This window comes from Flavobacterium sp. I-STPP5a (genome assembly GCF_009764685.1).
GTDB lineage: Bacteria > Bacteroidota > Bacteroidia > Flavobacteriales > Flavobacteriaceae > Flavobacterium.
Window position 1 is genome coordinate 1 of sequence record NZ_VHLM01000079.1, and the last position, 11,670, is coordinate 11,670.

The following is an 11,670-nucleotide window of genomic DNA, read 5'->3' on the forward strand; positions in this document are numbered from 1 at the left end:
ACTCAAGAAAATTTAACACTATCAAAAGATACCGATGCAAAAATAGGTCATAAATCTGCCGAGAGTTCCTTCTTTGGCTATAAGACTCATTTGGCTATGACCGAAGAGCGCATCATTACTGCAGCTGTAGTTACATCTGGAGAAAAAGGTGATGGGCCAGAATTACCTAAACTTTTAGAGATTAGTCAAGAAAACGGAATTGATGTAGAGACCATTATTGGTGATGCGGCTTATTCTGGAAAAGAAAACCTTAAAATCACAAGTGAACAAAACATTAAAGTAGTAGCAAGACTAAATCCATCGATAACACAAGGATTTAGAAAAGACGAAGATAAATTTGATTACAATAAAGATGCCGATAGGTTTGTTTGTCCAGCAGGACATTTGGCAATACGAAAAGCACGTCAAGGAGCCAAAGATGTTGGGAAAAATCAAGTAGACACTTACTATTTTGATGTCGAAAAATGCAAGACTTGCCCTTTAAAAGAAGGCTGTTACAAAGATGGAGCCAAAACAAAAACGTATTCGGTATCCATAAAATCAGAATTACATCAAGACCAAATGGCTTTTCAAGAAACAGAATATTACAAAGAAAAAGCAAAACATCGATACAAGATAGAAGCCAAAAATAGCGAGTTAAAAAATGTACACGGTTATGATAGAGCGATATCATACGGTATTACCAATATGCAAATGCAAGGTGCAATAGCAATTTTTACAGTCAACTTAAAAAGAATACTCAAATTAATGTAGAAAATGTAATCTACACATGCATTTTGCCAAATGAACCTGTATAAGTCAAAAACCAACTCATATAACCTACAATAAAAAACAGTTGCAAAAAAAAAACGCTTATAACGGATGTTTGAAATCCTGTTACAAGCGTTTTTTATTATCTAAAAAAGGATGCTAATCAAAATAAGCGATGTTTTTCAGTGCCCTCTGAAAATCCTCCCGATTTTTTTTCGGGAGATTGTAACGGATAGCCCGACCTTGCTGTAACGATAGTGAAAGCAAGGTTGTGCTCTAGAGATTATTATTTTTTATCTACTACGGGTCTGTTTTCTCTATTTGCAAGTTCCCAAGCTATTGCAAATCCGTATTGAGCTCTTTTAGTAAGCGCATCGTATTCAATCTTGTCAGGACTATCTGTAGGTTGGTGGTAATCTGCATGTACTCCATTAAATAAGAAAACGGAAGGGATTCCAAATTTCGCAAAATTATAATGGTCAGAGCGCTCGTAAAAATGATTAGGATCTTTAGGGTCGTTGTATTTATAATCTAAATTTAGGTTTGTGTATTTTGTATTTGCGGCAGCGCAAATATTGTCTAAATCTGTCGAAAGTCGGTTTGCTCCTATAACATACACATAATTATTGCTGTCTGCGTGATCCTTATCTCTACGGCCAATCATGTCTATATTGATGTTGGCAATGGTATTTGCAATAGGGAAAAGCGGATTTTCGGAGTAGTATCTTGATCCATGCAAGCCGTGTTCTTCGCCTGTTACGTGTAAAAACATAATAGAGCGCTTAGGACCGTGGCCGTCTTTTTTTGCTTTTTGAAAGGCTTGAGCAATTTCAAGTAATGCTACCGTTCCAGAACCATCATCATCGGCACCATTGTAAATTTCTCCGTTTTTTGCGCCTACGTGATCGTAATGGGCTGATATGACCAAGACTTCATTTGGTTTCTCTGAACCTTCAATGTAGGCCCAAATGTTTTCAGAGTCTGGTAGGTTTTCATTGTATTGCGCGTTCAAGAAAGCAGCTGGAACTTTTTGATAATAATCAGTAGCGGCTGTGGGAAAGGGAATGCTGTTTTTTTTGTACTGATCAATTAGGTAGGTACCTGCTTTTTTTTGGCCTGCTGATCCTGTTTCACGTCCTTCCATTTCATCTGAAGCAACAATGTATAGGTGTGTTTTTAATTCATCAGCAGTTATTGTTTTCATGTATTTTGTGGGTTCAGTTGCAACGGTGCTGATTTTTTGTGAAGTACAGCTGGTCGTTAAGACGATGAGTAAACCTAATAAAGGAATTTTTTTCATGATTATTTAATGTAAATTGATAAATGTATAAAGAGCAAAAAGTGATAATATAATAGAGACTAGTATAAAATTAATAAAAAATAGCAGGCTGCATTTTATAAAGGAGATAAAGCGAGTTTCCCCATAAAAACGACGGTGCGCCGGATAGAAATAATAAAACATCCATCCAATACCAATAAAATTAATTACTATTTGTATAAAAGAAACGAGACTCGATTCTGAAAATGGAGTAAATGCTTTATTAATCAGAAACAGCAACAAAAAGAGTAATAACAAAAAGGAAAAGTAATGTAAGGTAAAAATACCATGATCAAAGTAATACCAGCGTTTCTTATTGTGGAATAGCCATAGGGAAAAAGCAAAAATAGGCATGAATACAAATAGGACTTTTGAGAAATTATGGATGAATGATTCTGTGAATTTTTTAAATAGGTCTCCTTTCGGGTTGTTGTCTATTACAATTTGGACTTTCCTGTTGGCCCAATAACTAAAATCGGATAATTTTTCGGACTCCGGTGCGTGTTTTTGTATCGAATCTAATTCCCGAACTGACTTATAGCTAAAGTATTCCTCGTCAGCAACATCAATATTGTTTTTAATGGAATCTTTTTCTTCTTTTGAAAAATCATTGGTATTCAAAATTTTTTCTGTCGCTTTTTTCGGTTTTTTAAAACTAAAGGTTATTGGATTTTTTGCTGGTTCCTTTTCATTGATTTTAACTACATCGGAGTCTACATTTGGGAATAGTGCTATTAGAAGAAACGTAATAAAACTGATGAAAATGTATAGCCTAACAGGGGCTAAATAAGACAATCGTTTTCCTGATAAATACTCTTTTGTTAAGGATGCCGGTTTAAACAATAGGTTTTTGATGGTTTTCCAAAAAGCGTTTTCATAATGTGTTAAATCCTCAAAAAAATGGATAAAAAGGTGATGAAACGTTTTTCGGGTATCAGTATTCTCTTGTCCACAATTAGGACAGAATTTATTTTCGACCACGTATCTGCAATTAAGGCAGGTTTTGTCCTTTCGGATTTTACTTTTAGACATAAAAAAACAATATAAATTTGGTTGTAGTTGTTGTGTTTTAGCCTATAAAACTAACAAAAAAACCGAACTTATACTGTTTTTTAAGCAGGTTATTCTATAAATTATTTCAATACGTCTTTTAAGAAAACGTTCATTCGCTCCCAAGAACGCTTATCTGCTTTCTCATTGTAGGCAGCTCCTTTTGAATTGTCATTACCAGCTTGTGGATCTGAAAAGGCGTGCACCGAATCAGCGTAATAAATCATTTCCCAATCTGCTTTTGCAGTTCTCATTTCTTGCTGAAAAGCAGCCACTTCAGCAACTGGAACATAAGGATCATCAGCACCATGCAATATAAGGACTCTTGTTTTGATAGGAGTACTGGTCCTAGAAGCATCGCGACCTAAGCCACCGTGAAACGAAACAACACCTTGAAATTTCATGCCAGCTCTAGCAGCTTCAAGAGCTCCAGTTCCTCCAAAACAGTACCCTATAACAACAATATTATCAGGATTTGCGCCTGCTGTTACTAATTGGTCTAGTGCTAACTGAATGCGTCTTTGATAATCGCCTACATTGTTTTTGTAAAAGCCAGCTTGTTTTCCTGCTTCTTCGGTGTTTTTAGGATAATTGCCTTCACCGTAAATATCAGCAACAAAGGCATAATACCCCATTTTTGATAATTTTTCAGCAGATTGTTTGGCATGGGTATCAATACCTTTCCAAGCAGGTAGGATTAAAACCCCTGGTTTTGTTTTTGTTGCTTTTTGAGGCGCAATCGCAAGGCCGTTTAATTTTTGAGTACCATCAGCATACGCTATGGGCTTTAATTGAGCCTGAGCGCCAGTGGAAGATAGTAGAACGCCAATAAGGACTAAAAAGATGTTTTTCATAGTAGAATTTATTAAGTTGTACAAATTTCTGATTTAATTATGCTAGTCTGCTTTATCTAATATCCTATTATCTTATGTCTGTATTTTAAAATCTTATAGTAGTTAATCCAAGGATTATTCCCCAGGATGATATGTTTTTTCAGCATGTTTCAATACGTCTTCTTTGTAAAACAAAACCTCTTTGAATTGTCCCTCTTGATATCTTTTGGCTTGATCAAAAAAATGTTTGGAGGTAGGATTGCCGCTATTTCCTCCTGCAAGTAATGATTTTGCTTTGATTTTTGTGCCAAATTCGACCGCACATACAAAACTATTGCCGTTGCTACCGTAACGTTTCTGGGTGTTTTTTTGATAACTACTTTTGAATGCCGGTAAGCTTCCCCAAACTGCAGGTCCGAAACCAATAGGCAAACTTTCTTGCTCATCATCATATTCTAATGCTATAGCGCCAGAGGTTCTTTGAAAACGATTGATCTGTCCCCAAGGGATTTCCCAAGAACCAAATTTAGTTTTTAATTCATTAAGAACCTTTTGTAATGGCGGTAGCAAATCATTTGGTTGTGCATTTTTCAAAAATTGAATAGTATTTTGCACCTGATCTAATTCGCCTTCGTTAGTATATACTTTTTGAATTATTGGTTCTAATTGATAAGCCCATTCTACGGCAAGTGTTGTTGCTACTGAATTTTCATGAGCATAATAATCCCAATTTTTCAAAACAGTTATGGGTGCAATGAGTTCATCATAAAGTGGTGTATTGGTTTTGATGTTCTTTTCAAAATTGGAAATCAATGCTGGAATCAAAAATTCGAATACGGTTAATTTAGTGTCATAACCATCTGCAATTACACGGTCTAAAGTATACTTATTTCCTTTGTTTAACAATCGTACTGCATTGAGTCCTCTAAAATTTTCACCATCAGGCGCCATGTAAGGTGGGTAATTGTCGGGATTAGGACTGTTTTTACCAGCAACAGTAAAAGGTGTAGAGTTGCAGTTTTGCAACCATCCGTTTTCAGGATTGTAAGAGTGTACAATTTCTGAAACCTCGTGCAGTCCTTTCCATTGCGTTGCGGCTGTTGTTCCATCTACAACTTTTGACCAATTCAATTTAGGATCTCTTATTGGGACAAAATTACCATGCCAGTAAGCTATATTTCCTTCTTTGTCGGCATAGACCGTATTGTTCGAAGTGTTGGCTTTTATATCCATTGCTTTTTTATAGTCAACAAAGTTTTTTGATTTAGTTCGAATCCAACTTTGTTCTAAACTTTTTACAGAGCGATTGAATGATTTCAAGCTGATCCATTTTCCGTCTCTTTTAGCCATGATTGGGCCGTGATTAGTGAAATAGGAGGTAAATGTTTTAGGAATTAATTTGCCGTTTTCAAGGTACTTGATGGTTATTTTTTTTTCGACAACGGGTAGGAGTTGGGTGTCGTATTCATAAAACAGTTTCTTATTTTTGGTCACGATATTTTCAGCATACAAATCGGCTACATCCACATTTGATGATGTGTGCATCCAACCGCAATTTTCATTAAACCCTTGGTAAATAAAAAATTGTCCCCACGTAACCGCACCATAGGCCTGCAAACCTTCGTTACTACTGATTTGTATTTCGGGTCTAAAGTAAAAGGTTGTATGGGGATTAATGTATAAAGTGGTATTTCCAGATGCTGTTTTTGAGGGTGCAATAGCAAAACCGTTGGATCCTGTTTGCACATTAATTTCACGTTCTACGTACGCGATCTTGTCACCTGCAGAGCCGTAAAAAGATTTAAGTTCACTTGTAGTAAGTCCTGCAGTGCTAATAGCTCCAATGCTCCCATCAGTCCAAAGTAAAGGAAACCACGGCTCAAAATGGGTTAATAAAGCCGGTTGTACTTCAGGGTGTTTGTATAGGTAGTAGTTGATCCCGTCTGCATAACTGTTCAGTAATTTTTGTAACCAAGGTGCCGCTTTTTTATAGTCAGCTTTTGCTTCATCAATGTCTATGAGTAATTTTATTTCTAGATCATTGTATAGAAATTCTTGTCCTTTTACTTCGGAAAGTCGCCCTAATTTTTCGATGTAATTCATCTCTACACGTTTAAAATCATCTTCGCATTGGGCATACAACATTCCAAAAACGGCATCGGCATCAGTCTTGCCATATACGTGCGCAATACCCCAATTGTCTCTAATGATAGTTACTTGTTGCGATTGCTTTTGGAGTCGTGCTAGTTCTGACGTAGTCATTTTTTGAGCAAAAAGAACACTTGAAGCAAAAAAGCATAGCGTAACTGTACTGAAAATATTGAAATACTTCATTTGTTTTTATTTTTAAAGACTTACATTTCGTTTGAATGCGCAACCCAATTCAATTATAGAATCTGTCTTGGCAATTCCAGGTATTGTATCGATTTTTTCATAGAGTACGCGTCGCATGTGCTCATGATCTTTTGCAATAATTTTAATGTATAATGTAAAAGAGCCAGTAATATAGTAGCATTCTGTAATTTCGGGAATTTTTTTAAGTTCTTCAATAATACGATCTGAATCTTGGTCCTTATTTAAGGTAATACCAGTAAAGGACCCCCAATCATACCCAATTTTCTTTTCATTAATGATAGGTTTTATCCCCGTTATGATTCCGTGATCAATCAGCCTATTAATGCGCTGATGTACCATTGTATTTGATATTTTCAAAGTAGTAGCAATGGCAGAATAAGCCATACGTCCGTCTTTTTCTAGTTCTTTAATAATATTGATATCAAACTCGTCTAATATATCCATGTTGTTAAAAATTATAATTGATGCAGTTGTATTGGTATAAAAGTACTTCTTTTTATTGACTTCAAAAAAAGCTTAAAATTGATTTCTAGTACTTCAAAAATGACTTATTTTTGGTCTAAATTAAATAAATATTTACAATTAGTAGCTTTTTTAAAGTCAAAAATTTTAATTTCGTTGGTAAATTAAAAAATAATGCTAGTTTTGTACTCTTAAAATGTAAATCCTTAACATCATGGCACATACAGAACAAAAACTTTCATCAAAATCTGAATCTTTAATTGCTAAAGAAAATCAATATGGAGCACACAATTACCATCCTTTACCAGTAGTTTTAGAAAGAGGCGAAGGCGTTCATGTTTGGGATGTTGATGGCAAACAATATTACGATTTTTTATCTGCTTATTCAGCGGTGAATCAAGGTCATTGTCATCCAAAAATTGTAGGAGCAATGGTCAAACAAGCTCAAACACTAACGTTGACTTCACGTGCTTTTCATAACGATCAATTAGGTCCTTTTGAAGAATATGTAACAAAGTATTTTGGTTTTGATAAAGTGTTACCCATGAATACTGGTGCCGAGGCGGTTGAAACAGCTGTAAAACTGTGTAGAAAATGGGCCTATGAAGTAAAAGGAATTCCAGAAAATCAAGCACAAATTATTGTTTGCGAAAATAATTTTCATGGTCGTACCACTACAATTGTATCGTTTTCTAATGATGAAAATGCACGTAAAAGCTTCGGACCTTTTACCGCTGGATTCATCAAAATTCCTTACGATGATGTTGATGCGTTAGAAGCTGTCTTGAAATCAACAACAACAATTGCTGGATTTCTTGTGGAGCCTATTCAAGGTGAGGCTGGAGTTTATGTTCCTAGTGAAGGGTATTTGGCAAAAGCCAAAGCATTATGTGCAGCACACAATGTATTGTTTATTGCTGATGAAGTACAAACTGGAATAGCACGTACAGGAAGATTATTAGCTACGTGCGGCAATTGTGATTGTAAAAAAGGTTGCGAAAATACGCCAGAAGTAAAACCAGATATATTGATTTTAGGAAAAGCAATTTCAGGTGGGGTTTATCCTGTTTCGGCAGTTTTGGCAAATGATGCCATTATGAACGTGATTCAACCAGGACAGCACGGGTCTACTTTTGGAGGAAATCCTATTGCTGCCGCGGTTGCTATTGCGGCGCTTGAAGTTGTAAAAGATGAAAATTTAGCGCAAAATGCGGCTTATCTTGGTGAAGTTTTAAGAAATGGACTAAATGAAATTGCTGCACGAAATCCTATTATTACCTTAGTGAGAGGAAAAGGACTGTTGAATGCTATTGTTGTAAATTGTGACGAGGAGTCTGATCTTGCCTGGGATATTTGCATGAAGTTTAGTGAATATGGTTTATTGGCTAAGCCAACACATGGAAATAAAATTCGTTTTGCACCACCATTAGTGATTACAGAAACACAAATTCACGAATGCTTAGCGATTATCGAACGAGCATTAAATGATTTTAGATAACATACAGATCCATGGGAAAAACAATAAAATTAATAAAGAACAGATCTGATATAGGTGCTGGAACGCGTGGGTCTGATTTAGGTATTGATGCTATAGAAATTGCTGCTATAAATCAAAACAGTGATTATTTCAACCGCTTTCTGTTTGAAGATGTTAAAACGCACAATGAAACTATATATGATAAAGACCGTAGCTCTAGTGCTAAGCGAATTGAACATGTTTTAGAACAGTGTATTAGAGTAAACAATGTGGTAAAAAAGAGTATTGAAGACAATTACTTTCCAATTGTTTTGTCAGGAGATCACTCGTCAGCTTTAGGAACATTAAGCGGAATAAAAGCGGCTTATCCAGAGCAAAATATAGGGGTTTTTTGGATTGATGCGCATGCGGATCTACATTCTCCTTATACATCACCTTCTGGAAATATTCACGGAATGCCTTTGTCAGCGGCACTTGGAGATGATAATTTGAGTTGTCAAAATAACGAAGTAACTCCCGAAACACATCAGGACTGGGAGGAAATGAAAAACATTGGTCATCAAGGGCCAAAAGTTTTACCTGAAAATCTAATCTATTTTGGCGTTCGTGATACTGAGGAAGAGGAGGACAAGCAAATCGAGAAATTAAAAATCAAGAATTATAAAGTTGACGAAGTCAGGTATCGAGGTTTGCAAACTTGCGTTACTGAGGCTTTAGCAAAAGTAGCTCATTGCGAGGTTTTGTATATTTCCTTTGACGTTGATTCTATGGATTGTGATATGATTTCTTATGGTACAGGTACGCCAGTTGCTAAAGGATTTGATCAGTACGAAATAATCGCAATCATAAATCAAATCATCCAAACTAAGAACGTGGTTTGCGTTGAATTTGTTGAGGTCAACCCTTTATTGGATACCAAAGGAAATAAAATGGCCGAAACTGCTTTTGAAGTTTTAGAAGCAATTACTCCAAATTTAATGAGCGTAAATCTATAGTTTAATAAAATAGATTTTAAAGTATCTATTTTAAAATAAGATGTTTATCGTTTTTTCTACATGATATAAAAGGCTTGATTTCAAATTGTATTGAAGTCAAGCCTTTCTTTTTAATTGTTATTTTCTAAATTATTTGACAAATTTAATTATTTCGAAAATAAAATTTCTAAATTATATGTGAGTACTCAATCGTAAATTACATTAATCTTTTCCTAGAGGTTACACTACGATTTTATTCTTGAAAAAACATAAAACAATTCAGTTGCAATTTGTAAACTACGTTCCTCATATTTTTCTTCTTGTTGTGGTGTTTGATCAAATGCTTTAGGATCTTTATAAGTAATCGGAATTCGTTTTTCAGCACCAGCAATAAAAGGACAGTCGCCATCTGCTTGGGAACAAGTCATAATGGCTGCAAATTCGCTTATTGGATTAAAGTCGGCATCATAAGTTTTAGAAAAACCAATGATTGGATGTTCATTTTCCCCATATTTTATCGCATAAATAGGATTGTTTCCATCTGCAATTTTTTTAACTTCAAAACCAGATTTTTCTAATGTCTTGGCAACCATCGGAAATAAAGCCGTTGCTTCAGTGCCACCAGAATAGCAATCTACATTTTGTATCTTAAAATGTGCCGCAGCAGTTTGCGCCCAAACCTGTGATAAATGGCTTCTTCTGGAATTATGAGTACAAATAAAATTTAGCCTAATTTCTTGGTGATTACTAACTTTTGTCTGAATATAATCAATAAGTGGCTGCAAAGCACTTTTTCGATCAGTCAAAATGTTTTCGAAATCAAAAGCACTTATTACTTTTTCTAGTTCTGGAAATAGGATGGTTTTAATGGGTTCCATTTTACAGTTTTAAATTTAGCAACAACCTCCGCCTGGAGAACAGCTATTAGTTTGACTTTGAATCTCAGATAATTTTACTTTTTGTTTGTTCTCAGGAATTCCACATTGATCTTGTGCTAAGCAAGCTGTTTGTTTGTTCAATAATGTAAAAGCAGTGCCGTTAAAACCCATATCGTATTTCCCTATAGTTTCAGCTTGATATTCTACTTCCACTTCATAATCTTGGATTCCAAGTACTTTTTCCGAAAGGGTGATGATATCTAAAAGTTTTTTGGGTTTTAAACGGTGATCAAAGTCATTGGCATCCCATAATTGAAAGTTAACAACGGTTTCATTTCGAAGTTTCCCGCCGCAGTCAATAAATTTCTTAGTAATCAAACCTACTTCGGTTACATGAAAATGTTCTGGAACATAAGTGCCGTTTGGTAATACAAAAGCAACATTTTCTAACGTGCTTAACTCATTTTTTACTTCTGATAATTTCATTTTTCTAATAATTAAATTAACAACATTGATTTTTCTTATTTTCTAAATAGGTATTGATCTGATCAAAAAAACTTTTGATAGGATTAAACCCCTCTTCATTGAGACAATAGCAAATCGCATTTCCTTCAATGTTACCTTTTATAAGACCAGCATTTTTGAGTTCTTTTAAATGTTGCGAAACCGTAGGTTGGGCCAGAGGGAGTTCATTTACAATGACACCACATATACAGCTATTCACTTTTAGAAGATGTTGGACAATAGCAATTCTCGCAGGATGTCCCAAGGCTTTCGCCAAAGTTGCAAATTCGTTTTGTTCGTCTGTAAAATGTTCCGACTTGGTAATACCCATGGTTATATATTTATATTGCAATATTACGATAATAATAAATACGAAACTTCAGAATCATTAGTTTTATTTCCAAATAGCCAATTTTATTGAGGGCGTTCCCCTTTTTGTAATCCCTTCCGCAGTAGCTTCAGGAATTGCAAAAGGGTCGGGCTTTTCGCTGCAAGTCCTCGGCTAGTTGAGTTTGAGACTCAACTAGCCTGTGGGCTTTCCGCTGCTATCCCTAACGCGGTTTATGAATGTAGAAGACGTTTTTCTTTGATCAGTATAAAAACTACCTATATATAATGTTCTAATCGTTACTATAGTAAAGGTAGTAGCTAAATATATTGGTGTATGATGTTAATGTTGTTACCCGTAGTAACGTGTAGTATCTATGTATAATGGTATATGATTTTATAATTGTTACTGTAGTAAATAGTAATGTCTATATATAATAGTATATGATGTTATAGTAGCAAAAAGAACACTACCTATATATATTAGAGTACAATGTTGTAATTGCAACACTAGAAAAACCAGTACACCTTATATATAGATTGGTATCAAATACCCTCCAAGGCATGATTTCACTATAAAACTATCTTAATTCAAAAGAACTTAAAAAAGTTTAAGTTTTAAGAGTCGTTTAATCAGTGCTTTAGTTTAAAAGTTAAGAAAAGATCAAAAAAAGGCGAATAAAAAGCTTGTAAAAGGGAATAAAGGTTGTAGTTTTGCACCCGCAATGACGCAGACGTTCTT

11 protein-coding genes are annotated in these 11,670 nt (G+C 35.0%); 3 read left to right on the plus strand and 8 right to left on the minus strand.

Annotated elements, in window-relative coordinates:
* A partial coding sequence (locus FJV36_RS15495; protein ID WP_158981249.1) for a transposase occupies positions 1–753 on the plus strand: 753 nt, incomplete at its 5' end.
* 283 nt (positions 754–1,036) lie between these two features.
* Here the strand turns inward: FJV36_RS15495 and FJV36_RS15500 are convergent.
* The 5 genes from FJV36_RS15500 to FJV36_RS15520 all read right to left on the minus strand — a co-directional run bounded on the left by FJV36_RS15500 (position 1,037) and on the right by FJV36_RS15520 (position 6,750).
* Positions 1,037–2,050 (minus strand): M28 family metallopeptidase, encoded by a 1,014-nt coding sequence (locus tag FJV36_RS15500; protein ID WP_158730003.1) that lies wholly within the window; start codon positions 2,048–2,050, stop codon positions 1,037–1,039.
* Positions 2,051–2,056: 6 nt separating this feature from the next.
* A complete protein-coding gene (locus FJV36_RS15505) occupies positions 2,057–3,100 on the minus strand; it encodes a DUF3667 domain-containing protein (protein WP_158730004.1) in 1,044 nt (347 codons plus the stop codon).
* Between the two features lie 101 nt (positions 3,101–3,201).
* Positions 3,202–3,972 (minus strand): dienelactone hydrolase family protein, encoded by a 771-nt coding sequence (locus FJV36_RS15510; RefSeq protein WP_158730005.1) that lies wholly within the window; start codon positions 3,970–3,972, stop codon positions 3,202–3,204.
* A gap of 114 nt (positions 3,973–4,086) precedes the next feature.
* Positions 4,087–6,285: a penicillin acylase family protein gene (locus tag FJV36_RS15515; RefSeq protein WP_158730006.1), complete on the minus strand. Its 2,199-nt coding sequence runs from the start codon at positions 6,283–6,285 to the stop codon at positions 4,087–4,089.
* A 12-nt stretch (positions 6,286–6,297) separates the two neighbouring features.
* Positions 6,298–6,750 carry an Lrp/AsnC family transcriptional regulator gene (locus tag FJV36_RS15520; RefSeq protein ID WP_158730007.1) on the minus strand — a complete coding sequence of 151 codons (453 nt, stop codon included), beginning with the start codon at positions 6,748–6,750 and terminating at the stop codon, positions 6,298–6,300.
* 232 nt (positions 6,751–6,982) lie between these two features.
* Between FJV36_RS15520 and rocD the strand changes: the two genes are divergently transcribed.
* Both rocD and FJV36_RS15530 read left to right on the plus strand, forming a co-directional pair.
* A complete protein-coding gene (gene rocD / locus FJV36_RS15525) occupies positions 6,983–8,266 on the plus strand; it encodes an ornithine--oxo-acid transaminase (RefSeq protein ID WP_158730008.1) in 1,284 nt (427 codons plus the stop codon).
* 11 nt (positions 8,267–8,277) lie between these two features.
* Entirely contained in the window at positions 8,278–9,240 is a 963-nt protein-coding gene (locus tag FJV36_RS15530; protein WP_158730009.1) for an arginase, read from the plus strand.
* A gap of 224 nt (positions 9,241–9,464) precedes the next feature.
* On the opposite strand, the gene FJV36_RS15535 is transcribed toward FJV36_RS15530, so the two are convergent.
* From FJV36_RS15535 to FJV36_RS15545, 3 genes are read right to left on the minus strand one after another with little or no spacing between them, the layout of a single operon-like run.
* Positions 9,465–10,097 carry a low molecular weight phosphatase family protein gene (locus FJV36_RS15535; RefSeq protein ID WP_199250926.1) on the minus strand — a complete coding sequence of 211 codons (633 nt, stop codon included), beginning with the start codon at positions 10,095–10,097 and terminating at the stop codon, positions 9,465–9,467.
* Positions 10,098–10,112: 15 nt separating this feature from the next.
* The gene (locus tag FJV36_RS15540) at positions 10,113–10,583 is read right to left on the minus strand and encodes a DUF6428 family protein (protein ID WP_158730010.1); all 471 of its coding nucleotides are present in this window, start codon (positions 10,581–10,583) and stop codon (positions 10,113–10,115) included.
* Positions 10,584–10,599: 16 nt separating this feature from the next.
* Positions 10,600–10,932 (minus strand): helix-turn-helix transcriptional regulator, encoded by a 333-nt coding sequence (locus tag FJV36_RS15545; protein ID WP_158730011.1) that lies wholly within the window; start codon positions 10,930–10,932, stop codon positions 10,600–10,602.
* Positions 10,933–11,670: the final 738 nt, after the last annotated feature.

Bases quoted from the DNA above. Each gene is read 5' to 3' on its own strand.
- FJV36_RS15520 (WP_158730007.1), bottom strand. From the start codon at position 6,750: ATGGATATATTAGACGAGTTTGATATCAATATTATTAAAGAACTAGAA.
- FJV36_RS15535 (WP_199250926.1), bottom strand. From the start codon at position 10,097: ATGGAACCCATTAAAACCATCCTATTTCCAGAACTAGAAAAAGTAATA.
- rocD (WP_158730008.1), top strand. From the start codon at position 6,983: ATGGCACATACAGAACAAAAACTTTCATCAAAATCTGAATCTTTAATT.
- FJV36_RS15545 (WP_158730011.1), bottom strand. From the start codon at position 10,932: ATGGGTATTACCAAGTCGGAACATTTTACAGACGAACAAAACGAATTT.
- FJV36_RS15540 (WP_158730010.1), bottom strand. From the start codon at position 10,583: ATGAAATTATCAGAAGTAAAAAATGAGTTAAGCACGTTAGAAAATGTT.
- FJV36_RS15505 (WP_158730004.1), bottom strand. From the start codon at position 3,100: ATGTCTAAAAGTAAAATCCGAAAGGACAAAACCTGCCTTAATTGCAGA.
- FJV36_RS15500 (WP_158730003.1), bottom strand. From the start codon at position 2,050: ATGAAAAAAATTCCTTTATTAGGTTTACTCATCGTCTTAACGACCAGC.
- FJV36_RS15530 (WP_158730009.1), top strand. From the start codon at position 8,278: ATGGGAAAAACAATAAAATTAATAAAGAACAGATCTGATATAGGTGCT.
- FJV36_RS15515 (WP_158730006.1), bottom strand. From the start codon at position 6,285: ATGAAGTATTTCAATATTTTCAGTACAGTTACGCTATGCTTTTTTGCT.
- FJV36_RS15510 (WP_158730005.1), bottom strand. From the start codon at position 3,972: ATGAAAAACATCTTTTTAGTCCTTATTGGCGTTCTACTATCTTCCACT.